Source organism: Paenirhodobacter sp. YD-8, from assembly GCF_056590935.1.
Genome location: NZ_CM152649.1, coordinates 35,058 through 59,767 on the forward strand (window position 1 = coordinate 35,058; position 24,710 = coordinate 59,767).

Consider the following 24,710-nt stretch of genomic DNA (forward strand, 5'->3'; position numbering starts at 1 on the left):
TGTGATGACGAAATACGATGAAGCCTGGGTTGCCGCCGAGGAAGCGAAGCGCAAGTGGATGGCAGAGAACTCGCTCTACCGCGACGACGATGAAAAGTCGTCCTGCGGCGTGGGTCTCGTCGTGTCGCTCAACGGCAAGGCCTCGCGTCGGGTCGTGGCGAACGGCATCGAGGCGCTGAAGGCGATCTGGCACCGCGGCGCGGTCGATGCCGACGGCAAGACCGGCGACGGCGCGGGCATCCACGTGCAGATCCCGGCGCCCTTCTTCTATGACCAGATCCGCCGCACCGGCCACGAGCCGGACATGGAGAAGAAGGTCGCCGTCGGCCAGATCTTCCTGCCGCGCACCGACTTCAGCGCGCAGGAGCGCTGCCGCACGATCGTCGAGAGCGAAGTGCTGCGGATGGGGCACTACATCTATGGCTGGCGCCACGTCCCGGTGAACACCGAGGTGCTGGGCGAGAAGGCGAACGCGACGCGTCCCGAGATCGAGCAGATCCTGATCCGCTGCGAGAAGGACATCGACGACGAGACCTTCGAGCGCGAGCTCTACATCATCCGCCGCCGCATCGAGAAGGCGGCGATCGCGGCGCAGATCGCCGGGCTCTACATCTGCTCGCTGTCGACGCGCTCGATCATCTACAAGGGCATGATGCTGGCCGAGCAGGTCGCCGAGTTCTATCCGGACCTGAAGGACGAGCGCTTTGAATCGGCCTTCGCGATCTATCACCAGCGCTATTCCACCAACACCTTCCCGCAGTGGTGGCTGGCGCAGCCCTTCCGCATGCTTGCCCACAACGGCGAGATCAACACGATCAAGGGCAACATCAACTGGATGAAGAGCCACGAGATCCGCATGGCCTCCTCGGCCTTCGGCGACGCGGCCGAGGACATCAAGCCGATCATCCCGTCGGGCACCTCCGACTCGGGCGCGCTCGATGCCGTGTTCGAGGTGATGGTGCGCTCGGGCCGCTCGGCGCCGATGACGAAGACGATGCTGGTCCCCGAGGCCTGGTCGAAGGCGACGACCGACATGCCGAAGGCGTGGCAGGACATGTATGCCTATTGCAACGCGGTGATGGAGCCCTGGGATGGCCCCGCGGCGCTCGCGATGACCGACGGCCGCTGGGTCTGCGGCGGGCTTGACCGCAACGGCCTGCGCCCGATGCGCTATGTGGTCACCGGCGACGGCATGCTGATCGCGGGCTCCGAGGCCGGCATGGTTCCGGTCGACGAGATGAACGTGCGCGAAAAGGGCGCGCTCGGGCCGGGGCAGATGATCGCCGTCGACATGCGCGAGGGCAAGCTCTACCGCGACAAGGACATCAAGGACCGGCTCGCCAACAGCCAGCCCTTCGGTGCCTGGGTCGAGAAGGTGATCGACCTGAACGCGATCATGCGCGACGTGCCGGAAAAGGCGCTGCACGCGGGCGCCGATCTGCGCAAGCGGCAGATCGCGGCGGGCTACTCGCTCGAGGATCTCGAGCAGATCCTTGCGCCGATGGCCGAGGACGGCAAGGAAGCGCTCGCCTCGATGGGCGACGACACGCCGCCCGCGGTGCTGTCGAAGCAGTATCGCCCGCTGAGCCACTTCTTCCGGCAGAACTTCTCCCAGGTCACCAACCCGCCGATCGACTCTCTGCGTGAAAGCCGGGTGATGTCGCTGAAGACCCGCTTCGGCAACCTGAAGAACGTGCTCGACGAGGACAGCTCGCAGACCGAGATCCTGATCCTCGAGAGCCCGTTCATCGCCAATGCCGAATATGCCGAGATGATGAAGGTCTTCGGCGAGTCGGTGACGGTGATCGACTGCACCTTCCCCGCCGGCGCCGATCAGGAAGCGCTGCGCGAGGGGCTGGAACGGATCCGCGCCGAGGCCGAGGATGCCGTGCGCTCGGGCGCGCTGCACCTCGTGCTGACCGACGAGTTCCAGGACGCCGAGAAGGTGGCGATGCCGATGATCCTCGCGACCTCGGCGGTGCACAGCTGGCTGACCCGCAAGGGGCTGCGGACCTTCACCTCGGTGAACGTGCGCTCGGCCGAATGCATCGACAGCCATTACTTCGCCGTGCTGATCGGCTCGGGCGCGACGACGGTGAACCCCTACCTCGCGCAGGACAGCATCAACGACCGCATCGAGCGCGGCCTGCTGACCGGCTCGCTGGTCGACAACATGCGCCGCTATCGCGACGCGATCGATGCCGGCCTGCTGAAGATCATGGCGAAGATGGGGATCTCGATCATCTCCTCCTATCGCGGTGGTCTGAACTTCGAGGCGGTGGGCCTGTCGCGCGCCATGGTGGCCGAGTTCTTCCCGGGCATGCATTCGCGCATCTCCGGCATCGGCCTGCACGGCATCCAGCACAAGCTGGAAGAGGTGCACAAGAAGGGCTGGCTGGGTGGCCAGGACGTGCTGCCGATCGGCGGCTTCTACAAGGCACGCCGCACCGGCGAGAAGCACGCCTGGGAAGCGCAGACGATGCACCTGCTGCAATCGGCCTGCGACCGGGCAAGCTATGACCTGTGGAAGCAGTATTCGGCGATGATGCGGGCAAACCCGCCCATTCACATCCGCGACCTGCTCGACATCAAGCCGCTGGGCAAGGCGGTGCCGATCGAGGAGGTGGAATCGATCACCTCGATCCGCAAGCGCTTCGTCACCCCGGGCATGTCGCTCGGCGCGCTCGGGCCGGAGGCGCACAAGACGCTGAACGTGGCGATGAACCGCATCGGCGCGAAGTCGGACTCTGGCGAGGGCGGCGAGGATCCGGCGCATTTCGTGCCCGAACCGAACGGCGACAACCCGTCGGCGAAGATCAAGCAGGTGGCCTCGGGCCGGTTCGGCGTCACCGCCGAATACCTGAACCACTGCGAGGAGCTGGAGATCAAGGTCGCGCAGGGCGCCAAGCCCGGCGAGGGCGGCCAGCTTCCGGGCATGAAGGTGACCGAGCTGATCGCGCGTCTGCGGCACTCGACCAAGGGCGTGACGCTGATCTCGCCGCCGCCGCACCACGACATCTACTCGATCGAGGACCTCGCGCAGCTGATCTACGACCTCAAGCAGATCAACCCGCGCGCCAAGGTCACGGTGAAGCTGGTGGCGTCGTCGGGCGTCGGCACGATCGCGGCGGGCGTGGCCAAGGCGAAGGCCGACATCATCCTGATCTCGGGCCACAACGGCGGCACCGGCGCTTCGCCCGCGACCTCGATCAAGTTCGCGGGTCTGCCGTGGGAGATGGGGCTGACCGAGGCGCATCAGGTCCTCGCGATGAACAAGCTGCGCGAGCGCGTCACGCTGCGCACGGATGGTGGTCTGCGCACCGGCCGTGACATCGTGATGGCGGCGATGATGGGCGCCGAGGAATACGGCATCGGCACCGCGGCGCTGATCGCCATGGGCTGCATCATGGTCCGTCAGTGCCAGTCGAACACCTGTCCGGTGGGCGTCTGCACCCAGGACCCGGTGCTGCGCGCCAAGTTCCACGGCACGGCCGACAAGGTGGTCAACCTGATCACCTTCTACGCCCAGGAAGTGCGCGAGATCCTCGCCTCGATCGGCGCGCGCTCGCTTGACGAGGTGATCGGGCGTGCCGACCTGCTGACCCAGGTCAGCCGCGGGTCTGCCCACCTTGATGACCTCGACCTCAACCCGCTGCTGATCACCGTCGATGGCTGGGACAAGATCGTCTACGACCGTTCGAAGCCGCGCAACTACGTGCCCGATACGCTCGATGCCGAGATCATCAAGGACGGCCACCGCTTCTTCGAGGACGGCGAGAAGATGCAGCTGTCCTATGCGGTGCGCAACACGCTGCGCACGATCGGCACGCGCGCATCGAGCCACATCGTGAAGAACTTCGGGATGCGCAACGCGCTGCAGCCCGACCATCTGACGGTGAAGCTGACCGGCTCCTGCGGCCAGTCGCTCGGCGCCTTCGCGGCGCCGGGGCTGAAGATCGAGGTCGCGGGCGACGCCAACGACTATGTGGCGAAGGGCCTGTCGGGCGGCACCATCGTGGTGCGTCCGCCGATGTCCTCGCCGCTCGTCGCGGCCGAGAACACGATCATCGGCAACACCGTGCTCTATGGCGCGACGGACGGCTATCTCTTTGCCGCCGGCCGCGCGGGCGAGCGTTTCGCGGTGCGCAACTCGGGCGCCAAGGTGGTGGTCGAGGGCTGCGGCTCGAACGGCTGCGAATACATGACCGGCGGCGTCGCGGTGATCCTTGGCCGGATCGGCGCGAACTTCGGCGCCGGCATGACCGGGGGCATGGCCTATCTCTACGATCCCGAAGGTCTCGCCGAGGATTACATGAACCTCGAGAGCATCGTGACCTGCGGCATCGGCCACCCGCACTGGGAGACGCAGCTGCGCACCCTGATCGAGCGGCACGCGAAGGAGACGGGCTCGCGCAAGGCCTCGGACATCCTGCAGAACTGGGAGTCGGAACGGGCGAACTTCCTGCAGGTCTGCCCGAAGGAGATGCTGGTGCATCTGCCCTATCCGCTCAGCGACGAGCCGGCGGCGATGCCCGCCGAGTAAGACGGAACGAAACGGCGCCTCGTGCGTTGACGGGCGGGACCTTCGGGTTCCGCCCTTTTCGTTTGCAGCCGCGGGAGAGCGAGATGACCGAGCTTCTGATCCTAGCCTTCGAGACCGAGACGGCGGCCTTCGGCATGCGCGATTCGCTGGCCGAGCTGCAGCGCACGGGCTTCCTCGACGCCGAGGACATGGTGGTGGCGACGCGCGACGCCGAGGGCGCGGTGATCCTGCACCAGCCGCTGAACCTGACGGCAAGCGGCGCGCTTGGCGGCACCGTCTGGGGCGCGCTGATCGGGCTGGTGTTCCTCGCCCCCGTCGCGGGCGCGGCGATCGGGGCCGGGGTCGGCGCACTCGCCGGCGCACACGCGGATATCGGCATCAACGACGATTTCATGCGCCGCGCCGCCACCGCCCTGCCGCAAGGGGGCGCCGTTCTGTTCCTGCTTCTGCGCCGGGCGCGGGCGGCCGAGGTGCTCGAACGGCTGCGCAATCTCGGCGCCACCGGCCGCAGCCTGAGCACCGAGCTGCCCGAGGACATGGAGGCGCGGCTGCGCGTCGCGATCGCGCGCGCAGGCACCACCTCGGTCAGCGCCGAGGAGATGACCGCCGCCGCGGCCGAGCGGAAGCGGCCGGTGATCGGCGCAGGCCCCGACTGAGGGCCGCGGATGGCTTGACCTGACGGGCCATGGCATGACTTATGGCGCCATGGCAGCACGCAGGACATCACCGGGCAAGAAGGCCGCCGGGGCGGCCGCACAGGGCGCAAGCGCACCCCTGCGGTGGGCGCTGCGCTGGCTGGCGCGCCTCGTGCTGGGCATTGCGGCGGCCTATATTGCGCTGGCCGTCGTCTATATCGTCATCAACCCGCCGATCACCCTGACAATCTGGTCGGAGATGCGCCGGCTCGGCTCGGTCGATCAGCAATGGACGCCGATGGAGGAGATCGCGCCGGTGATGGCGCGCTCGGTCGTCGCGGCGGAGGACGCGAATTTCTGCCGCCACTGGGGCTTCGACATGAAGGCGATCCGGCAGGCGATCGATGCCGGCGCCGACCGCGGCGCCTCGACGATCAGCCAGCAGACGGTGAAGAACGTCTTCCTGTGGCAGGGCCGCAGCTGGCTGCGCAAGGCGATGGAGGCGGCGCTGACGCCGGTCACCGAATTCGTCTGGAGCAAGCGGCGCATCCTCGAGATCTATCTCAACGTCGCGGAATTCGGCGAAGGCGTGTTCGGCGTCAATGCCGCGGCCTTCCACTATTTCCGCACCACGCCCGACAAGCTGACGGCGCGGCAGGCGGCGCTGCTGGCCGCAGTGCTGCCCGATCCGAAGGGGCGCTCGGCCTCGCACCCGTCGACTTTCGTCTCGCGCCGCGCGCGGGCGATCTCGGACGGGGCCGAGACGATCCGCGTCGACGGCCGCGCCGCCTGCTTCTCGGACAACTGACGCTCAGAACACGAAGATGTCGTCGGCGCCAAGCACCGTGCCGGCCGCGAAGGTGGCGACCAGAACCCGTTGCCCCGCCCCGTTGCCGTCGGCGTCATACCACAACCGCCCCGCCGCCGCGTCATAGAGGAAGCGGTCCTCGGCATCCTGCGCGACCGCCCCGGCCTGAAACGCCGACGGCGCCAGCGCGCCACGATCGACCGCGCTGAAGACCGCGTGATCCATGCGCAGCGTGTCGCCCTCGTCCACGGCAGTGCGGTTGAAGTCGAGGATGTGGTCGACGTTGCCGGCGCCGGGGGCGCGGTTGAACACGAAGGCATCGGCGCCGGCACCGCCGCGCAGGGTGTCATTGCCCCAAAGCCCGGTCAGCGTGTTGTCGAAACCGTTGCCGAAGATGGTGTTCGCCAGAACGTTGCCGGTGCCGCTCAGCCCCTCGATGCCCACGCCCGCGGCATCGCGGGCGGGTTGCAGGAACAGCCGCTCGACATTCGGCGCAAGCACGGTCGAGACGTAGGCCCAGACCGAATCGAGCCCCCGCCCCGCCGCCTCGATCACCTGGTCGCCGGGGTCGCGCACGACGTAGACGTCATTGCCCGCGCCACCGACCATGGTGTCGACTCCCCGCCCGCCATCGATGAAATTGTCACCGGCATTGCCGGTGATCCGGTTTGCGAGCGCATTGCCGAAACCGCGCTGCGCGGTGCCGGTGAGCACGAGGTTTTCGAGATAGCCCATCGTCAGCGAGAAATTGACCGAGGAGAAGACCCGGTCGATCCCCGTCCCGCCGGCCAGCTCGACGATCCGGTCGGCCGTCGAGTCGACATAATAGAGATCGGCGCCGTCGCCGCCGACCATCCGGTCCGCCCCGGCGCCGCCCGCAAGCGTGTCCGCGCCGGCACCGCCGAACAGCACGTCATTGCCGAAGCCGCCATTCAGCAGGTCGTTGCCGTAACCGCCGTCCAGCGTGTCGGCGCCCGCACCGCCGAAGAGCCGGTCGTTGTCCTGCCGGCCATAGAGCAGATCCGCCCCGTCGCCGCCGTTCAGCAGGTCGTTGCCGATGCCGCCGTCCAGCGTGTCGGCGCCCGCCCCGCCATTCAGCGTGTCGGCCCCGGCCCCGCCGAAGAGGCGGTCCGCCCAGGGCGTGCCGGCCAGCAGGTTCGCGGCATCGTCGCCACGGATCATGGTGATGGCCGGCACCGCCTCCGAGGCCTGCGCATCGAGCGCCACGTTCTCGGCGCCGATGGTGATGGTGCGGCGCACCACGCCCGAAAGCCCGCCGCCCGAGAATTCCACCGAATAGCTGCCCGGATCGAGGGCCAGCTGATAGCCGCCCGCGTCCCAGGTCGTGGTGGTGACGGTGCGGCCGTTGCCCACGATGGTGACGGTGACCCCGCCCATCCCCTCGCCCGCATCATAGAAGGAATCGCCATCGGCATCGTCGAAGACCGCGCCCAGCAGTTGCACCGGGGTATCGGCGCGGGCGCCGAAGTCCTGCGTCACCACCCAGGGCCCGACGCTGGTCGCAGAGGACCGGTCGGCCAGCACACCGATGCCAATCTCGGTATAGGCGCCGTTCAGGATCGTGATCCGGTGCCCCGCCGGATCCTGCATGCCGCCGGTGCCATAGCCCCAGTCGATGAAGAAGCCGGCATGGGCATAAAGCGCATTCTCGGCATAGGCGAAGATGTTCTCGCCCACCCGCAGCGCCGCATAGCCGGTGGCCAGGATCCGGGGGCCAAGCGCGGCCTCGCCGGTCAGCTGATGCGCCTGCGTGTCCTGGTCGATCATCAGCTGGCTGTGCCCGAGCGCGGCATCGGCCAGAAGCCCGTTCCAGGCCAGCGGCGCAACCGGATCATAGGCGGCAAGCTGCTCGCGGAACAGCGCAAGATCGACGCCGAAATAGCGGATCGCGGTGGTGACGTCGGCCGCGACGGCGGTGCGGCTGTCGGCATTGGCGATCAGCGCGTCGAACTCTCCGGCCGGGTCCATCCGGGCGCGGTTGATGTATTGCAGCAGTTCCTGCTCGAAAGCCGTCGGTTGTCTCATTGCGCGATCCGTTCTGCCAGCGTCCGTCGCGGTCGGGGCAGCGTCGGCGCAAGGTGAGGTCAATGGTCCGCCTTCTGTAAAGCAGAATTCTGCGGCTTTTTCATGGCCGACACGCCGCCCCCTGTGCCCGATGTCGCTCGGGCCGAGCGAATGGGCTGCCTTTCGCCGAGAAAATCCCATATATGCCGCAGGAAACAGCCTGCAGGCATTGCGTGAAGGACGAACCATGACTTCCATCGTGACCATCGGCGACATCGCGATCGGCGGGGCGAACCCGATCGCCCTGATCCTCGGCCCGTGCCAGCTTGAAAGCCGCGACCACGCCCGGATGATGGCCGAGCGCATTGCCGAGGCCTGCGCGCCGACCGGCACGCGCTTCATCTTCAAGGCGAGCTATGACAAGGCGAACCGCTCCTCGCTCGCGACGACCCGCGGGCTCGGGATGGAGGTCGGGCTGCAGATCCTCGGTGACATCGGCAAGGAATTCGGCGTGCCGGTGCTGACCGACGTGCATGAGCCCTGGCATTGCGCCATCGCCGCCGAGGTCTGCGACGTGCTGCAGATCCCCGCCTTCCTGTGCCGCCAGACCGACCTGCTGCTGGCCGCGGGCGAGACCGGCCGGGCGATCAACGTGAAGAAGGGGCAGTTCCTCGCGCCCTGGGACATGGCCAATGTCGCCGCCAAGATCGCCTCGACCGGCAACGAGCGCATCATGCTGTGCGACCGCGGCACCTCGTTCGGCTACAACACCCTGGTGACCGATTTCCGCGGTCTGCCGATCATGGCGCAGACCGGCTATCCGGTGGTGTTCGACGCCACCCATTCGGTGCAGCAGCCGGGCGGTCAGGGCACCACCTCGGGCGGGCAGCGCGAATTCGCGCCGGTGCTGGCGCGGGCCGCCTGTGCCGTGGGGGTCTCGGCGCTCTTCATCGAGACCCACCAGGACCCGGACAACGCCCCCTCGGACGGGCCGAACATGATCCCGGTCGATCAGCTCGGCGGCCTGGTGGCCGACCTGCGCGCCTTCGACGCGCTCTACAAGGAACGGATCGCGAAATGACCTCTGACGCCTGCATCATCATCCCCGCGCGCTATGCCTCGACCCGCTACCCGGGCAAGCCGCTTGCCACGCTGAAGGGGGCGAAGGGCACGGTGCGCAGCCTGCTCGAGCGCTCGGTGATGGCCGGGCGCAAGGCGATCGAGGAGGCGGGCGGCGAGATCTCGCTCTACGTCGCGACCGATGACGACCGCATCGCCGACGAGGCCGCCCGCATCGGCGCAGAGGTGATCCTGACCGATGCCGCCTGCCGCAACGGCACCGAGCGCGTCGCCCAGGCGATCGACCGCGCCGGGATCGGCGCCGAGATCATCGTCAACCTGCAGGGCGACGCCCCGCTGACGCCCCCCGGCTTCGTCACCGCGCTGATCGCCGCGATGCGCGCCAACCCGTTGTGCGGCATCGCCACGCCGGTGCTGCGCTGCGATGCCGAATCGGTCGGCCATTTCATCGAGGATCGCCGCAACGGCCGCGTCGGCGCCACCACCGTGGTGTCGAACAACCTGGGCCAGGCGCTTTACTTCTCGAAGGAAGTGATCCCCTTCACCAATGGCAAGGGCGAGGTCGACGGCATCGTGCCGGTGTTCCACCACGTCGGGCTCTACGCCTATCGCCGCGCCGCGCTCGCCGCCTATTCCGGCTGGGAGCCGGGCACGCTCGAACAGCTCGAAGGGCTCGAACAGCTGCGGTTCCTGGAAAACGGCTACCCGGTCTCGACGGTCGAGGTCTTTGCCCCCGGTGCGAAATTCTGGGAGCTGAACAACCCGAGCGACGTGCCGCTGATCGAGGGCTATCTCGCGCAGATGGGCGTCGACTGAAACGTCGCCATTACGTTGAAAATTTGAAGCATTCGGGGCCGGCAGAAATGCCGGCCCTTAGCTTTCCGTTAGCATCTCTTTGCAAGGATCACCTCGCATTCCGATGGAATGGCGCGGCGACGCAACAGGCGTGCCGCATGGTCAGAACGCCACGAGCGCCGCCTCCCAAAAGGGAGCGGCATCTGAAGCCGGCGCAAAGCGCCGAATGGAAAGTGAAGGACTGACATGTCCAGCATTCTGACGAACACCAGCGCCATGGTCGCGCTGCAGACGCTCAAGGGCATCAACTCCAACCTCTCGAAGACGCAGGGCGAGATCTCGACCGGCAAATCGGTGGGCAGCGCGAAGGACAACGCGGCCGTCTGGGCCATTTCGAAGGTGATGGAAGCCGACGTGAAGGGCTTCCAGGGCATCTCCGACAGCCTGTCTCTTGGGGAATCGACCGTCGCCGTGGCCCGCCAGGCGTCGGAGACGGTGACCGATCTGCTCACCAAGATGCAGGCGAAGATCGTCTCGGCGCAGGACGAGAACCAGGATCGCAGCAAGATCCAGACCGACGTCGACGCGCTGAAGGCGCAGATCGCGTCCGTGGTCAGCTCGGCCCAGTTCAACGGGCTCAACCTGATCGACGGCAGCAAGGCCTCCACCAACATCCTGTCCTCCCTGGACCGCACCCTCGGCGGGGATGTCTCGGCGGCCTATATCTCGGTCGCGGGGGTGGATTTCTCCGCCGGCAGCTACACTGCCCGCAGCGTCTTCGGGACCGGCTCGGGGGCAGCCGGCGCGCTGAGCGCCGCCGGGGCCGACACCACGGCGTTCAGCCTCGATGCGACCAGCGGCGCTGGCTCGATCGTGGTCGACGGAACGGTTGCCGGCCTGGCCGCGGGTGACTCGATCTCGGTGAACATCGGCAACCAGAGCGCGACCTACACCGTCACCGAGGACGACCTGCGGGCCGGTGTCGACAAGTCGGAATCGATCGCCTTCGGCCTGAAGAACGCGATCGACGCCCTCGGGATCTCGGGACTGACCGTGACCTACGACGACACGACCACGACCGGCACGCTCAACCTGTCGAACACCAGCGCGAATGCACTGACCGTGACGGGCCAGTACAAGAACGCGGATTCGGGCGATCTGTCGCTGCTCGCGACGATCGACGTGACCGACGACTCGACCCTCGCGGCGCAGCTGACCAACATCGAGAAGATGATCGATTCGGCCACCACCGCCGCCGCGAACTTCGGTTCGGTCGAATCCCGTCTGGAGACCCAGGCGGACTTCGTCTCCAAGCTGACGGATGCGATGAAGACCGGCATCGGCGCCCTTGTCGACGCCGACATGGAAGAAGCGTCGGCCCGCCTGCAGGCGCTGCAGACGCAGCAGCAGCTTGGCATCCAGTCGCTGTCGATCGCGAACCAGCAGCCGCAGAACATCCTCTCGCTGTTCAAGTGATGACATCCGGCGGGGCGCCTTCAGGCGCCCCGCTTTCCGCGCCAAAGCTGCGCGATGCCCGCCTCGATACAGAAAGGTATTGCCGTGTCCGCAACGACCATGGCCAAGATGGCCTACGAAAACCCCGCACAACCGATCCGCACCCCGCGCGCCACCGAATACGAGGTCTTCGCGCGCGTCACGCGACGGCTGAAACAGGCCGACGCCCGCTCCGATTTCGTCGAGCTCGCCAGCGCCATCCATGACAACCGCCGCCTGTGGACCATCCTTGCGGCGGATGTGTCCCTGCCGGAAAACCCGCTGCCCGCACCGCTGCGCGCGCGCCTTTTCTATCTTGCCGAATTCACCCAGGCCCACAGCCGCAAGGTCCTGCTCGGTCAGGCCCGGGCGGACATTCTCGTGGACATCAACACCGCAATCATGAAGGGATTGCGCAGCGAAGGAACACAGGGATGACCGGTCTCGTTCTCAAGCTGGCCCCGAAGGAGAGGGTCCTGATCAATGGCGCGGTGATCGAGAATGGCGACCGTCGCTCGCGGCTCGCGATCATGACGCCGAACGCCCATATCCTGCGCCTGCGCGACGCCGTTCACCCCGACGAGGTCAACACCCCGGTCCGGCGCGTGTGCTACATCGCCCAGCTCGTCCTCTCGGGCGATGCCGAATGGGATGACGCGAAGGTGCAGCTGCTGCGCGGGATCGAGCAGTTGAGCCAGGCGCTGACCGATCGCGACAGCCGCGCGCAGCTTGCGCTTGCCACCTCGGCGGTGCTCGAGGGGCAGACCTATCAGGCGCTGAAGGCGCTGCGCAGCCTGCTGCCCCGGGAGGAGCGGCTTCTCGCCGCAGCCAGGGCATGAGCTATACGCCCATCCTTCCGTTCAGTGGCTATGCCGGCTGGAGCCTGCTGAACCGGACGATGGAGCGGCAGATGACCGCCTTCACGGCCTCGCAGGACATCCAGCGCAGCGAGACCTATTTCCGCGAGAAGATCGGCTCGATCAAGACCGCGGAAGACCTTGTCGCCGACCGCCGGCTGCTGACCGTCGCCCTTGGCGCCTTCGGGCTCGAGGGCGACATCAACAACAAGCACTTCATCCTGAAGGTGCTGAACGAAGGCACGCTGGAGTCCGGGTCTTTGGCGAATGCGCTCTCCGACAAGAGCTACTTCAAGCTGTCGGAGGCCTTCGGCTTCGGCGATTTCTCGGTCCCGCGCACGCAGCTTTCCGATTTCGCCGACGAGATCTTGCAGAAATACGAGAGCCGACAGTTCGAGGCGGCGGTGGGCGAGGCGGACGACAGTCTCAGGCTGGCGCTCTCGGCCCGGCGCGAACTGCCCGAGATCGCCGCGAAGCAGAGCACGCAGCGGGCCGGCTGGTATGCCGTCATCGGCTCGCGTCCGATGAGCTCCTACCTGCAGACGGCCCTTGGCCTGCCCTCGCAGGTCGCCTCGCTCGATGTCGACCAGCAGGTCGAGACCTATCGGCAGAAGGCCTTCGAGGTTCTGGGCTCGTCGGATCTGTCGGTGATCGCGGCGGGCGACTCGCTCGAGAAACTGAACAGACTCTATTTCGCCCGAACCCAGATCGCCGAGGTCAGCTTCACGAGCCCCGCCGCCGTCGCACTCACGCTGCTGCAATCCTGACCATCCGCCTTTCCGGGCCGATCCGATTCGAAAATCCCCCGGCCGGGTCGGGCCTTTCCGTATCCGCGGGGCTTGCGGGTGCGGATGTGCCGCCCCGGATTCACCTTGCCCTCGCGCGCAGCACGCGCCGACCGACACCGGGATTTTGGCTCCCGCGCAGAAAACAGCCTTGCCTTCGAAAATGGAGCAGGCGTTTTCAACTCGCACCTGAGGGGCCGATCTGTCAGGTCCCGCGCCCGGCCTCCCCTCCGTGCCGATCGCGCAGGGCACGGTGAGGCGGCCCAAGCTCTTGCCGGCATTCACCGCGGAAACCGTCGGGATTTGCGCGCTGTCAACGACCCGACGGAGAGCACGGCAAGATGGGCTCGTCCGTCCGTGACGGCAAGACCGCGCCTGCCCACGGCAGCATGATGCGGCGTCGTCTTCCCCGCGTCATGCCGATCGCCTCCAGGGCCTCAGGCTGGCCGTGATCGACGCGATTTCCCCCGGCGCGGCGGAGTCCGGACCAGTTGCAGCCCCGGCTGGCCGCCGGGGCTGGGGGCATTCCGCAACTTCCGGAGCGGTCTTGCCGCAAGGTCCGCAACCGGCGCGAGCATTTCCGCTTTGCCACAGCCCGCCGGGCGTTTAAGACTTAAGAGGTTCTGGTTATTATTTGTGCAGACGTTAAATTTAGAGGCAGATATAACTCAGGGGCTCCGGTCAGACCGAGATGCCCCGAAGAGAGTCAATTTCGAGGGAGATCGCAATGGCACGGGGCAGCCTGAGAGAGCGGAACAAGCGGCTGCGGGCTGAGCAGGTTCTGGATGCGGCGGCACTGCTGTTTCACGAACGTGGCTATGAGGGCACACATATCGAGGCGATCGCGGAACAGGCGCTGGTCGCGCCGGCGACGGTCTACAACTACTTCGCCACCAAGCCGAACCTGCTGATGGCTCTGGCACTGCGCCATGTCCGCGCGTCGTTGCCCGAGCGGCGCGACTTCCTGCGCAACCTGCCCGAGGAACCGCTGCAAGGGGTGATCGCCTTCGAGACGCTGCTTGCCAGCCAGGCGATGCGGCACCTCTCACGCGAATGCTGGCGGGTCATCCTGTCCGCGGCCTTCCTCGAGCCCGAAGGCCCGGCAAGCCGCACCGGCGCGCGACTCAATACCCTGATCCTGCGCCATTACATCCGACTGGTGCTCCGCTACCAGGAGGCCGGAAAGGTCCGTGCCTCGGTCGATGCGGCGGCGCTGGCCGAGATCATCGTCGGCCTGACCACGCAGTATTTCGGCAATTTCGTCACCGCCCCTTCGCGTCCGATCGAGTCGCTTCTGGACCAGATCGAGAACCACGTCAGCATCGTGCTGAAGGGCGTGCTGACGGAAGAGATGGCACAAAAGTAACTCCGAATCTAAATCTGTAGTATGATATAAATTTCGACTGCTGCCCCGGTTCGCGCGCCCCAGGATTGGGTGATCCCCGGCCCATGCCCCCGCGCTTGGCGCACCCGGCTGGCGCAACAAGGCCCTGTGCGGCGACGACGGGGCAACGCCGCCGAGACGGCGCATGGCAACGTGGGTCGGTTGCGCGACGCGTTTCACCGCGGCAAGGTGAACACCACCCTGCCAATCCAGACCTCCCGCACCTCGCGGCAAGCTTCGTCGCGAGCGCCCGCCATGCCGATGGGCCCGAGCCCGTTCCTCCGTGCTCGCGTGGGCGCTGGCCGAAACCGACCCGGTGAAATCCTGGTCACTGCAACGCGGAAGCACGTGGCACTGAGCAGGACGATGGACGACAGCATCAGAGATTGGACGGCGCAACGGAAGACCGTGCTCGTGATCGCGATCATCCAGGGGCAAGACAACGGTTGTCGAAGCCCGCCGCTTGTTCGATCTGACGCCTTCGGAGATGGACGGATGGGGCGCCGCAGCGGCGCGGCATTGGCGCCCCCAGCAAGATACATCGAAAAATGCATGAAATGCCCCTTGCAAATCCCCGGGCAACTCTGTAGTTCCGCCGTCACGGTCGGAGCGTAGCGCAGCCTGGTAGCGCACCTGCTTCGGGAGCAGGGGGTCGGAGGTTCGAATCCTCTCGCTCCGACCAAATTTTCCCGTGTCGATAGTCAGGGCATTTGCCCTTTCGCGTCAGGATGTGCCCTTTGGGGGCCAATGTGCCTTGGCTCGGTTTGCCCGCCGCTAGAGGGCAAACACCTTGTCTGCACCAGCTGCGCAGGTGCGCTGTTTCATGAAAATATGAAGACTGACAGCTGAGCCTGTAGTTTACTGTGGTTCCGCGGCAGTCACCTGTCGGGCACGTGCCATCGCCACGGGGCGCCTTCCCGGAAGCCGGCATCTGGGGCGTGATGCGGAAAAATCCAAAGGAAAATGTCACGAGTGCGGACAAAGTTGCCGCTCAAACAGCGTCGAGCAGTGCGCGAAAATCGGCAGCGTCCGCATGGACCAGATTTGAAGCACAGGCATCGCCATGCGCGGCCAAATAACGCCCGACCAGTTCATAGCCGAGGGAGTAGCCCACCCATGCCGGGAACTCCTGTGATCCGAAGAACCATTCAGCATGGTTATAATCGGGGCTCTGCCAAGCAGCTTGAGCCTTGAGGACGTAGGTGCGCAAGATGCTGACTGGCAGTTGCTCCCAGGGCTCGCGCTCGCCGCCAAAGGCTTCCTGCGCGAAATGCCCCGCCAATCCCTCCGAAACAAGAGCCTCGCCGAGTGTTTTGCCATACCCAGGGCCGTCCCACCGCGATGAGTGATGCAGTTCATGCGCCAGCATCCGTTCCAAAGACTGTGATGGATTCGCCCGCAAGACAGGACTTTCGGGATCTACGGTAACGTAGATCACCCCGCTTTCGGGAGCATATCCCAGATGCCCCTTCTCATGAATGACGGCTTTACCGGCTCTCAGAATCACATCCGTATCGAGCAAGGGCAAATGCTTGGCTGATACCGAAAAAGCATCGTCCAGCCTCTCCGAAAGCCATTTAGCTATGCTGGTAAGCTGATGGCGAGCATTGATTATGTGCAAGGTCATCTTGGGCATGGCTGGAATCATCGCATTTGGATGCCAATAGCCGCAATGGGCTCGGCGCGGTCATGGGGCGGTGCGGCGACCCTTTCTTGAGGCCCGGCCAACCTTTCGAGGACCAGATTACCAGCGCGCTTGATGGCAATGCTGATCGGGTTCGCCGCACTGGTGCCATGCGGATCAGCTTGCACCCCGCACGCCCGCGCCCAATCGCGCAATATTCACACTTCCCATAGGTGACAGCCCCGAGTGCATTGTGGGCTTGGATTTTTCATGATTGGCCATTTATCTGCTTGAATAACTTTTTTGAGGTATCCCACAGAATCCATGCTTGACCTTTCGAACCTTCGGCCTGATCCCGCCACGCTTCGGACGCCGTTCGAAGGCTTGATCTGCTGCCTCGCACGCCGTTTTCCGCCGGAGGAAGGGGCGACGTTCAACTGGATCGCGGGGGCTGGCGGAGATGGAGGGCTCGAGGCCTATTGGACGACCCCGGCAGGGGATGAAGTTGGCTACCAGGCCAAATTCCATCGCAGTTCGGGGGAAGTCGACTGGAGCAAGATCGACGCATCCGTGTCCGCCGTCCTCACCTCCCATCCAAGGCTAACACGCTACGTGGTCGCGCTTGCCTGCGATCTCACTGATGAGGTCCCTGGACGGCGCGGCAAGTCTGGTCGGGCCCACTGGAGAGACCACAAAGCGAAGTGGGAGACCGACGCGCTAGCTCGAAATATGTCGGTGGCGTTCGAGCTTTGGGACTTGTCTGAGATCGAGGATCGGCTGACGCAGTCCTGCGCGCAGGGATTGCGGTCATACTGGCTAGGCGAATTGGAATTGACTAGGCAGTGGTTCTGCGGCGCATTTGAACGGACCTCCGCAGCTCTTGACGAGCGCTACCAACCCGACGACCATGTCGAGGTGGAAGCCGAGGAGACATTCGGAGGCCTCCTTCGCGACGAGCGCATTCTCCGGCGTCTTCGGGAAACGCTTGTGGCGCTCCATACGATCGAGCTGGAAACGCCTAATGAGGCGCCACTCGGAGTTCGCAGCGCCATTGATTGCGCACGCGAAGCGCTCAACGCGATCGGGACCTTGGAAGCGAATGTGATCCTCGCGAAAGCTCCGACCATACCGATGGCCCCGGCGCCGCTTCGACAATACTTGCACGCGCTGCAGACCGCAGGTTGCGCAGCCCTTGACGCCATAGTTGAACATTCTCCTAAGTCGGATAACGGGCGGTATGCGGGTACAGCCGCAACACGCCACAGCTATGACAAGGCCTATGGCAGCCTCCAGTCTGTACTAGATGGGGCTCAAGAGGTCGAGGCGTTCCTGTCTTCGAGCGCTGTCTTTGCGGACACGGCGCGGTGCGTCCTGGCCACGGGAAGGGCTGGCACGGGGAAGTCGCACGTTCTGGCTGCGGAGGTGGACCGACGGATAAGAAGCGGTGCGCCAACTATCATGCTGCTGGGGTCTTGGTTCTCGGATGGTTTGCCTCTCGCGGGGCAGATACCAGGTGTGCTTGGCCTCGATGCGACTTGGGATGCACTTCTTGATGCGATGAACGCTGCGGCGGAGGCTTTGGGCACGCGAGGCCTCGTTGTGATCGATGCGATCAACGAAGGGGGTGGGCGCCGTTGGCGCGACGAACTGGGCACATTGATACACGACGTAGAGCGGCGTCCTTGGCTTGCGTTTGCGGTCTCGTGCCGTACAGAATATGAGCAGTTCCTCATCACGGGCGGGGTAAAGAAAAGTGCTGCCTACGTCGCGATAGAGGGGTTCTCAACCGAGGCGGAGCAAGAGCGCGCCGCGCAGGTCTATCTCGACGGCCGGGGTATTCTTCGTCCGACAAGTCCATGGCTGCCCCCAGAGTTCGTCAATCCCCTGTTCCTGCGAACCACCGCGAATGCGCTGCGAGAGGCAGGTCGAAGCGAGTATCCCACGGGTCTTCACGGCACAAAGGAAGTCCTGCGCTTCTACCTCGACGTCGCGGGCCGCCATCTGGGAACGGAGCAGGATGGTTCGTCGGTGTTGGTTGCCCCAACAGTTAACGCGGTCAAATCTATAGCCAAGGAGATGGCAAAGACGCGCGCGGATCACCTGCTGCTGAGTGAGGCTCGGCGCCACGCTGACGCAGCGTTCACCCCTCACCAAGCCCCGATCGGCATGTCTTGGTTCGATGTGCTGCACCGCCGCGGCATCCTGCGCCTCGATCCGCCAGTATCTGTCGACGAGACGGACCCGCTTGACGTGCCGGAGGATGTTGTGCGGTTCGCGTTCCAGCGCTTCGGGGACCATCTTATTGCGGACGCGCTCCTGGACGAGTTGACCCCGTCTGGTTCCGCTTTCGAGGAGGGCGGCGCACTGGCTTTCCTAATCGAGCGGCACCAGGGGCGCGCCTGGTTGTCCTGGGAATGGTCAGGCGTATTACAGGCGCTCTGGATAGCTCACGCCGAGAGGAACGGCGGCGAATTGATCGACGCGCTACCAGAGAATATTGAAGGTCTTCGCGTCGACGAGTTCATCGAGACCATATACTGGCGTTCCTCCAAGGCCTTCACTGATCGCACGCTTGATCTCTTCAACCGCTGGGTGGTTCAGGAAGGAGACTACATGCCAGCAAGGCACCTTCAGGTGCTTCTGCGTCTCAGCCTCCGCGATCACCCATGGAACGTAGAGCTTCTCGACCGGAATTTGCGCGAACGCCCGATGCCCAAGCGCGACGCGTTCTGGACCAGGCCCCTCTCCGATCTTGGACGATATGGCGCCGAGTACAGTGAGGCGCACAGCCTAGCGCACTGGTGCAACGGGCCGGCGGTTGAGCGTGCGAGTGACGACGTCCTCGCTCGGGCGCTCGTCCTACTCGGCTGGTTCTTCACCACGACCGACTGGGCATTGCGGGACGTGGCGACCAAGGGCGCTACCCACATTCTGCTAAAACGTCCTGCCCTAATTCTGGCGTTCACCCAGCGTTTCGCGGGTTCGGATGACCCCTATGTCCTGGAGCGCGTTGCAGCAGCCTGCGCCGGCGCGTGCCTGCGTGACCCGAACTCGGAACGTCTCGCCGCTGCATCCGAGGCGATCTACCATGCGTTCTTCAGGAATACGCCGCCAGTTCATCTCCTAACACGCGACTATGCCCGTCTGATCGTTGAGCTCGCTCACGACCGGGCGGCCCTTCCCAGTGGGATCGAGATTGCACGCTGCCGCCCGCCTTACGGGGCCCGGCCGCCGGGTGGGCCTGCGAACGAGGAGGAGGTTAAGGCGCGGATCGACGCAGCCGGGGCTCAGACCATCCTGTCGTCTTGTGCCGGATGGGCCGGGGACTTTGGGCGCTATGTGATCGAGGGACATGTGAAGGAGTTCTCCACCATTCCGCTGGATTCGGCACCACCCTCATTGCCAGCCGAAGCAGATTGGTCGGCCCACTACGACCTCAAGCACCGATTGCAACAAAATGCGAAGGATGCGTGCCTTTGGGTCGCTGACCGCGCCCTCTCGCTCGGATGGACTTCGGACCTTTTCCCGAAGGACGCAACTGTCTCCAATGATCGTCTCCGCGGACGCATCGAGCGGATTGGTAAGAAGTATCAGTGGATTGCCCTTCACGAGCTGCTCGCGCGCCTAGCCGACAACTTTTGGACTATTGACGACTACCGCAACCCGACCTTCAAGCGCTACGACACCCCGAACGACGTGCCGTACGTTCGGGACATTGAGATATCGCTTCCTCCGCTGGATGAGCGAAGCCTGCCTCCATCGGTCGAAATTTTGGTGGAGCCTCTGCAGCTGCACGAGATGCCCGAAGATGCTTGGGCCGACTGGGCATTCGATGAAAGTTTTCCGGTTAGCCGTATGCAGCAAGGATCGACAACAGGCTCGGGACCTAACGATTGGAGCATCCTGTACCGCTATGCCTCCGAGCGCATCTCTTGGCCCGCCGGACAGCAAGCCGAGTTCGGCATCACGACCCGACAAGAGGAATTTTGGTTCGAGATGATGATCGGCCTGCCGATTGGACGGGCCACTGAGATAGCTGCAGCATGGAAACGACAGAAGATTGATTTCCACGATTGGCTGCCTCAGAACAGGACGGATCGGGGCTACCTCTACGAGCTCGATCGGAGGGGCACATGGGACGATGGACGGCAGGGGCCGGAGCGGGGGCGTTCCGACGGTTCCGATACGTTCCGGCAGTTTACCGTAGGATACCACTGGGAGAGCCACCTCGACAAAAGCATGCCCGTTGGCTTCGAATTTCAGGTCCCGTCCGCTTGGCTCGTCAGGGCGTTGCGACTCAATCCGAACCCCTCCCTACCAGGTGTGTTCGAGAATCGAGACGGTCGAGCGGTAATCGTCTGCGAGCGTGGACCAGGCCGCATCCTCTGCGCCGTTCGCCGCACGGAGATCGAGGCCCTTCTGTCTAGCGAGGGACTCGACCCAATGTGGATCGGGATCGGAGAGCGCAGCACATATCCACGTGAGGGAAGCAGGGCCAAGTTTCACCGCCGACGTTGGAATGGTATGCTCCTGCCGTCGAAGTCAAATGCTGGTGTGTCGTTCTGGACGGAAGACCATAGTAGCCATTCCGGTTAGAGCCACTAAAGCACGATCAGCGGCTGAATGGCGCCAACCGTCGCGGCGACACCGCCGGGCAGCCGATAGGCGGCGACAAACAGCAGCCACCAGAAAATCGAGAAGTTGAGCGCGCCGAGCACGACGGAGCGGACCAGCCACACCCCTTGCGGCAGCTGGCGGGTCACGAGCAGCAGGAGCAGGCCTGCGGGCAAGGCGCACAGCACCGCAGCCGTCATCGGATACCCGTCCGGCAGCAACTGGGTCGTGACGATGTAGGTGCTGCCCCAGATCGTCGGCGCAAGCGCCGCCAGGAACAAGTCAAGAGAGCGGGACATGGGAGGTTCCTTTCCATTATCTTGACGTCGAGATAAATTCCGATAATCTTGACGTCAAGATACTTTCTCGTCATAAGACCGAGATGGACGCAGTTGACCTAATACTTGAACAATGGCGGCAGGCGCGGCCTGACTTGGACGTAAGCGCAATGGGTCCGATCGGACGCCTCTCTCGCGTCATCCAACACCATGCCCGTCAGATGGGGGAAACCTTCGCCCGGTACGGTCTGAATGCGGCCGGGTTCGATGTGCTGGCGACGCTGCGTCGTGCCGGTCCCCCTCATGCCCTGTCCCCGGGGGAGTTGATGGCCTCGATGATGATCACCTCCGGAACGATGACCAACCGCATCGACCAGCTGATCAAACAGGGCCTGGTCACGCGGGCCAAGGATCCGGACGATGCCCGTCGCGCGGTGGTGAAGCTGACCAAGGCAGGGTTCGACCTGATCGACCAGGTTGTTGCCGAGCACGTGAAGACCCAGAAGGCGCTGTTGGCCCCGCTTTCAGATAACGAGATCGCCGCACTGGATAACGGCTTGCGCAAGCTGATGGCGGCGGCAGAGCGGGATAGCGGTCACTGACGTACCTGCAGAGAATGCCCGCTTCGTCCGCTAATTGCCCTTTCGGGCTGTGCCTACCCAAGACAAAACCAGTGACGAAAAAGGGCACTTTGGTTGCCGATCCAAAATCGAGCCGAGTGTTTTCAAGGCGTTGGCACGGGCCAAAAGGACAGATCCTGTGACTCTCGACACCAGGCTTCACGAAACTCGCTTTGGTCGCAGGCTTTCGGCTCCGCCGGGCTTGTCGCGCTTATCGATGAAGGGGTTTCAGCCTTGGCAACCTGAGGTTTGGATTTGGGGCATGCCAAAGCCGGCCTCTTCCCGCTGCCGCACCACGAACCGGTCCGATCACAACGCCTCGCGCAGACGTCGCGGCTCCGGTCGGCCTCGCTCGACCCTGGCAGGGATTGGGACGCCGCTCGGACCGGCAAGCGCGGCCACGCCGAGCCGATCATTCCGGTCCGCCGAAACAGCCGGGCGTGGAAGCCGGAGTGCGCCGGGCGATCTGGAGAAAATGGGCCGGAGATCTTGTCCGAAGTCGGGTCGAGGCTCCGATGATGCCGCTGAAGCTTCTCGGCGGGCCGATCATCGCGCGCGATCCAGATCGGCAGACCGCCGGAATCCAGATCCGCATCCCGCGCGGCTGCGCCAGAACCAGTGGCGCTTGCTCCTCGGTCATGAACCGCTGATCGAAGCCGTCGCCTGAAGGCACCGGAAAGGGGGACGACAAGCACAAAGAGGCCGGCCCGGGCGGCAAATCTGCGGCAAGAACCGCACCATGGCGGCGCACCGGGCACGGGCGCGATGAAATTGCCGACTCGCGGCAAGACCGACCTGCCCCGCGGAAGATTGGCCCAAAAGCAGAACCCCGCCGGATCGGCGAGGCTTTTTGCTTTGCAAGGTTTTGGAAACAGTGGTGAGCCGTGCAGGATTCGAACCTGCGACCCACTGATTAAAAGTCAGTTGCTCTACCAACTGAGCTAACGGCCCACATGCTGGGGCGCTCTCTACAGGCAGCCCCCCCACGGGTCAAGACGCTGCCCGCCAAAAAAATCACGGCACTGGAAAAAACGGCGGCGCAGGTCTATATGCGCGGCCATGACCGACATGCGCACTCCCCCCGCCGGCCTGCCCTTCCTGAAGATGCACGGCCTTGGCAATGATTTCGTGGTGATCGACGCCCGCATGGGCGACGACCCGGTGACGCCTGCGCTCGCCCGCGCGCTTGGCGACCGGCATCGCGGCGTGGGCTTCGACCAGCTTGCGGTGATCCGGCCGGCGACGGAGACCGACTTCACCCTCGAGTTCTGGAACTCGGATGGCTCGATCGCCGGCGCCTGCGGCAATGCCACGCGCTGCGTCAGCGACTGGATGATGCGCGCGCTTGGCCGCGATGCCGTCAGCCTGACCACCGCGCGCGGCACGCTTTACGCCCGCCGCCGCGACGACGGGCTGGTGTCGGTGAACATGGGCGCGCCCATCCTGGACGCCGCGGCGATCCCGGTTGCGGGCGACCCGATGGCGCTGCCGCTTGCGGGCGACCCGGTTGCCGTGGGCATGGGCAACCCGCATTGCATCTATTTCGTCGAGGATGCCGAGGCGGTGGATGTCGCGGGGCTTGGCGCCGCGATCGAACATGACCCGCTGTTCCCCGAGCGCACGAATGTCGAGTTCGCCTCGCGTCTCGGCCCCGATCACCTGCGGATGCGGGTGTGGGAGCGTGGTGCGGGGATCACCCTTGCCTGCGGCTCGGGCACCTGCGCGACGGCGGTCGCGGCGCATCTGAAGGGGCTGACCGGGCGGCACGTGATCGTCGATGTCGACGGCGGCCGGCTGGAGATCGACTGGCGCGAGGACGGCGTCTGGATGACCGGCCCGACGGCGCTGGTCTTCGAGGGGCGGCTCACGCCCGCTTTCCTCGCGGCGGTCGGGGCATGAAACCGCCGGTCTTCGCCACGCTCGGTTGCCGGCTGAACGCCTATGAGACCGAGGCGATGAAGGAGCTTGCCGCCGCGGCGGGGGTCGAGGGCGCGGTCGTCGTCAACACCTGCGCCGTCACCGCCGAGGCGGTGCGCAAGGCCAAGCAGGAGATCCGCAGGCTGGCCCGCGAGAACCCCGGCGCGCCGGTGATCGTCACCGGCTGCGCGGCGCAGACCGAGCCCGAGACCTTCGCCGCGATGGCCGAGGTGACGAAGGTCATCGGCAATCACGAGAAGATGCAGCCCGACACCTGGGCCGGGCTGGTCCCGCAGGGCCCTGATTTCATCGGCGAGACCGAGAAGGTCAGCGTCGACGACATCATGTCGGTGAAGGAGACCGCGGGCCATCTGATCGACGGATTCGGCCGGCACCGCGCCTATGTGCAGGTGCAAAACGGCTGCGACCACCGCTGCACCTTCTGCATCATCCCCTTCGGCCGCGGCAATTCGCGCTCGGTCCCCGCCGGCGTGGTGGTCGAGCAGATCCGCCGCCTTGTCGACCGCGGCTTCAACGAGGTGGTGCTGACCGGGGTCGATCTGACCTCCTGGGGCGCCGATCTGCCCGGCGAACCGCGGCTTGGCGATCTGGTGATGCGGATCCTCAAGCTGGTGCCCGACCTGCCGCGGCTGCGGATCAGCTCGATCGACAGCATCGAGGCGGACGAGATGCTGATGCAGGCGATCGCCACCGAGCCGCGGCTGATGCCGCATCTGCACCTCAGCCTGCAGGCCGGCGACGACATGATCCTGAAGCGGATGAAGCGGCGCCATCTGCGTAATGACGCCATCCGCTTTTGCGAGGAGGCGCGCAAGCTGCGCCCCGGCATCGTCTTCGGTGCCGACATCATCGCGGGCTTTCCGACCGAGACCGAGGCGATGTTCGAGAACTCGCTGAAGCTCGTCGACGACTGCGGGCTGACCTTCCTGCACGTCTTCCCCTATTCGGCGCGCAAGGGCACGCCGGCCGCACGGATGCCGCGGGTGGCTGGGCCGGCGATCAAGGAACGGGCCGCGCGGCTGCGCGCGAAAGGACACGAGGCGCTCTTGCGTCACCTCGAGGCCGAGGTCGGGCAGGAACGCGCGGTTCTGGTCGAGGGCGGGCTGGCCGGGCGGACCGAATATTTCACCGAGGTCCGGTTCGACCGCGAGATGCCCGAGGGCACGATCCTGACCCTGCGCATCACCGGCCACGACGGCGAAAAATTGCGCGCCTGAGCGGGGCTCTGCC

At 65.2% G+C, this 24,710-nt stretch carries 16 protein-coding genes, 2 tRNA genes and 2 pseudogenes; 16 read left to right on the forward strand and 4 right to left on the reverse strand.

Features of this window, described 5'->3' with window-relative positions:
- Nucleotides 1-4 precede the first annotated feature (4 nt).
- From gltB to mtgA, 3 genes are all read left to right on the forward strand, one after another.
- Complete coding sequence (gene gltB / locus AC0QTQ_RS00185) at nt 5-4,543, forward strand: glutamate synthase large subunit (RefSeq protein WP_480257767.1); 4,539 nt, start codon at nt 5-7, stop codon at nt 4,541-4,543.
- 83 nt (nt 4,544-4,626) lie between these two features.
- Complete coding sequence (locus tag AC0QTQ_RS00190) at nt 4,627-5,199, forward strand: DUF1269 domain-containing protein (protein WP_480257768.1); 573 nt, start codon at nt 4,627-4,629, stop codon at nt 5,197-5,199.
- 34 nt (nt 5,200-5,233) lie between these two features.
- Nucleotides 5,234-5,986 carry a monofunctional biosynthetic peptidoglycan transglycosylase gene (gene mtgA, locus AC0QTQ_RS00195; RefSeq protein WP_480257769.1) on the forward strand — a complete coding sequence of 251 codons (753 nt, stop codon included), beginning with the start codon at nt 5,234-5,236 and terminating at the stop codon, nt 5,984-5,986.
- A 3-nt stretch (nt 5,987-5,989) separates the two neighbouring features.
- Here mtgA and AC0QTQ_RS00200 read toward each other — a convergent pair whose 3' ends face one another.
- Nucleotides 5,990-8,032, reverse strand: a complete 2,043-nt coding sequence (locus AC0QTQ_RS00200; RefSeq protein WP_480257770.1) for a carboxypeptidase regulatory-like domain-containing protein — start codon at nt 8,030-8,032, stop codon at nt 5,990-5,992.
- A gap of 226 nt (nt 8,033-8,258) precedes the next feature.
- Here AC0QTQ_RS00200 and kdsA point away from each other — a divergent pair, with 226 nt between their 5' ends.
- The 8 genes from kdsA (at nt 8,259) to AC0QTQ_RS00240 (ending at nt 15,088) form a co-directional block, all read left to right on the forward strand.
- On the forward strand, nt 8,259-9,092 hold the full coding sequence (kdsA, locus tag AC0QTQ_RS00205) for a 3-deoxy-8-phosphooctulonate synthase (protein WP_480257771.1): 834 nt from the start codon (nt 8,259-8,261) through the stop codon (nt 9,090-9,092).
- The gene (gene kdsB / locus AC0QTQ_RS00210) at nt 9,089-9,907 is read left to right on the forward strand and encodes a 3-deoxy-manno-octulosonate cytidylyltransferase (RefSeq protein WP_480257772.1); all 819 of its coding nucleotides are present in this window, start codon (nt 9,089-9,091) and stop codon (nt 9,905-9,907) included. Before kdsA ends, kdsB begins: the two co-directional genes overlap by 4 nt.
- Before the next feature lie 225 nt (nt 9,908-10,132).
- The gene (locus tag AC0QTQ_RS00215; protein ID WP_480257773.1) at nt 10,133-11,362 is read left to right on the forward strand and encodes a flagellin N-terminal helical domain-containing protein; all 1,230 of its coding nucleotides are present in this window, start codon (nt 10,133-10,135) and stop codon (nt 11,360-11,362) included.
- Nucleotides 11,363-11,446: 84 nt separating this feature from the next.
- The gene (gene flaF, locus AC0QTQ_RS00220; protein WP_480257774.1) at nt 11,447-11,818 is read left to right on the forward strand and encodes a flagellar biosynthesis regulator FlaF; all 372 of its coding nucleotides are present in this window, start codon (nt 11,447-11,449) and stop codon (nt 11,816-11,818) included.
- The gene (gene flbT, locus AC0QTQ_RS00225) at nt 11,815-12,219 is read left to right on the forward strand and encodes a flagellar biosynthesis repressor FlbT (protein ID WP_480257775.1); all 405 of its coding nucleotides are present in this window, start codon (nt 11,815-11,817) and stop codon (nt 12,217-12,219) included. Before flaF ends, flbT begins: the two co-directional genes overlap by 4 nt.
- The gene (locus AC0QTQ_RS00230) at nt 12,216-13,004 is read left to right on the forward strand and encodes a DUF1217 domain-containing protein (RefSeq protein WP_480257776.1); all 789 of its coding nucleotides are present in this window, start codon (nt 12,216-12,218) and stop codon (nt 13,002-13,004) included. The genes flbT and AC0QTQ_RS00230 overlap by 4 nt, the downstream gene beginning before the upstream one ends.
- 745 nt (nt 13,005-13,749) lie before the next feature.
- On the forward strand, nt 13,750-14,388 hold the full coding sequence (locus AC0QTQ_RS00235; RefSeq protein WP_480257777.1) for a TetR/AcrR family transcriptional regulator: 639 nt from the start codon (nt 13,750-13,752) through the stop codon (nt 14,386-14,388).
- Between the two features lie 623 nt (nt 14,389-15,011).
- Nucleotides 15,012-15,088, forward strand: a tRNA-Pro gene (locus AC0QTQ_RS00240).
- Between the two features lie 309 nt (nt 15,089-15,397).
- Here AC0QTQ_RS00240 and AC0QTQ_RS00245 read toward each other — a convergent pair.
- Nucleotides 15,398-16,042, reverse strand: a complete 645-nt coding sequence (locus tag AC0QTQ_RS00245) for a DUF2268 domain-containing putative Zn-dependent protease (protein WP_480257778.1) — start codon at nt 16,040-16,042, stop codon at nt 15,398-15,400.
- Between the two features lie 312 nt (nt 16,043-16,354).
- Here AC0QTQ_RS00245 and AC0QTQ_RS00250 point away from each other — a divergent pair, with 312 nt between their 5' ends.
- Entirely contained in the window at nt 16,355-20,626 is a 4,272-nt protein-coding gene (locus AC0QTQ_RS00250) for an ATP-binding protein (RefSeq protein ID WP_480257779.1), read from the forward strand.
- 8 nt (nt 20,627-20,634) lie between these two features.
- Here AC0QTQ_RS00250 and AC0QTQ_RS00255 read toward each other — a convergent pair.
- Nucleotides 20,635-20,943 (reverse strand): annotated as a pseudogene (locus AC0QTQ_RS00255) (EamA family transporter); the annotation flags it as partial.
- A gap of 83 nt (nt 20,944-21,026) precedes the next feature.
- Here AC0QTQ_RS00255 and AC0QTQ_RS00260 point away from each other — a divergent pair.
- Nucleotides 21,027-21,524, forward strand: a complete 498-nt coding sequence (locus tag AC0QTQ_RS00260) for a MarR family winged helix-turn-helix transcriptional regulator (RefSeq protein ID WP_480257780.1) — start codon at nt 21,027-21,029, stop codon at nt 21,522-21,524.
- A gap of 429 nt (nt 21,525-21,953) precedes the next feature.
- A pseudogene (locus AC0QTQ_RS00265) lies at nt 21,954-22,192 on the forward strand (hypothetical protein); the annotation flags it as partial.
- 225 nt (nt 22,193-22,417) lie between these two features.
- Here AC0QTQ_RS00265 and AC0QTQ_RS00270 read toward each other — a convergent pair.
- Nucleotides 22,418-22,493: transfer RNA gene (locus tag AC0QTQ_RS00270), tRNA-Lys, on the reverse strand.
- A gap of 117 nt (nt 22,494-22,610) precedes the next feature.
- Between AC0QTQ_RS00270 and dapF the strand changes: the two genes are divergently transcribed.
- Nucleotides 22,611-23,441: a diaminopimelate epimerase gene (dapF, locus tag AC0QTQ_RS00275; protein ID WP_480257781.1), complete on the forward strand. Its 831-nt coding sequence runs from the start codon at nt 22,611-22,613 to the stop codon at nt 23,439-23,441.
- Complete coding sequence (mtaB, locus tag AC0QTQ_RS00280; protein WP_480257782.1) at nt 23,438-24,697, forward strand: tRNA (N(6)-L-threonylcarbamoyladenosine(37)-C(2))-methylthiotransferase MtaB; 1,260 nt, start codon at nt 23,438-23,440, stop codon at nt 24,695-24,697. Before dapF ends, mtaB begins: the two co-directional genes overlap by 4 nt.
- The last annotated feature ends 13 nt before the right edge of the window (nt 24,698-24,710 follow it).

What these genes read in the sequence shown, in the direction of transcription:
- dapF (WP_480257781.1), top strand. Translation starts at nt 22,611, where the DNA reads ATGCGCACTCCCCCCGCCGGCCTGCCCTTCCTGAAGATGCACGGCCTT.
- AC0QTQ_RS00190 (WP_480257768.1), top strand. Translation starts at nt 4,627, where the DNA reads ATGACCGAGCTTCTGATCCTAGCCTTCGAGACCGAGACGGCGGCCTTC.
- mtgA (WP_480257769.1), top strand. Translation starts at nt 5,234, where the DNA reads ATGACTTATGGCGCCATGGCAGCACGCAGGACATCACCGGGCAAGAAG.
- mtaB (WP_480257782.1), top strand. Translation starts at nt 23,438, where the DNA reads ATGAAACCGCCGGTCTTCGCCACGCTCGGTTGCCGGCTGAACGCCTAT.
- kdsA (WP_480257771.1), top strand. Translation starts at nt 8,259, where the DNA reads ATGACTTCCATCGTGACCATCGGCGACATCGCGATCGGCGGGGCGAAC.
- flbT (WP_480257775.1), top strand. Translation starts at nt 11,815, where the DNA reads ATGACCGGTCTCGTTCTCAAGCTGGCCCCGAAGGAGAGGGTCCTGATC.
- AC0QTQ_RS00200 (WP_480257770.1), bottom strand. Translation starts at nt 8,032, where the DNA reads ATGAGACAACCGACGGCTTTCGAGCAGGAACTGCTGCAATACATCAAC.
- AC0QTQ_RS00230 (WP_480257776.1), top strand. Translation starts at nt 12,216, where the DNA reads ATGAGCTATACGCCCATCCTTCCGTTCAGTGGCTATGCCGGCTGGAGC.
- AC0QTQ_RS00260 (WP_480257780.1), top strand. Translation starts at nt 21,027, where the DNA reads ATGGACGCAGTTGACCTAATACTTGAACAATGGCGGCAGGCGCGGCCT.
- AC0QTQ_RS00250 (WP_480257779.1), top strand. Translation starts at nt 16,355, where the DNA reads ATGCTTGACCTTTCGAACCTTCGGCCTGATCCCGCCACGCTTCGGACG.
- AC0QTQ_RS00215 (WP_480257773.1), top strand. Translation starts at nt 10,133, where the DNA reads ATGTCCAGCATTCTGACGAACACCAGCGCCATGGTCGCGCTGCAGACG.
- AC0QTQ_RS00245 (WP_480257778.1), bottom strand. Translation starts at nt 16,042, where the DNA reads ATGCCCAAGATGACCTTGCACATAATCAATGCTCGCCATCAGCTTACC.
- gltB (WP_480257767.1), top strand. Translation starts at nt 5, where the DNA reads ATGACGAAATACGATGAAGCCTGGGTTGCCGCCGAGGAAGCGAAGCGC.
- AC0QTQ_RS00235 (WP_480257777.1), top strand. Translation starts at nt 13,750, where the DNA reads ATGGCACGGGGCAGCCTGAGAGAGCGGAACAAGCGGCTGCGGGCTGAG.
- kdsB (WP_480257772.1), top strand. Translation starts at nt 9,089, where the DNA reads ATGACCTCTGACGCCTGCATCATCATCCCCGCGCGCTATGCCTCGACC.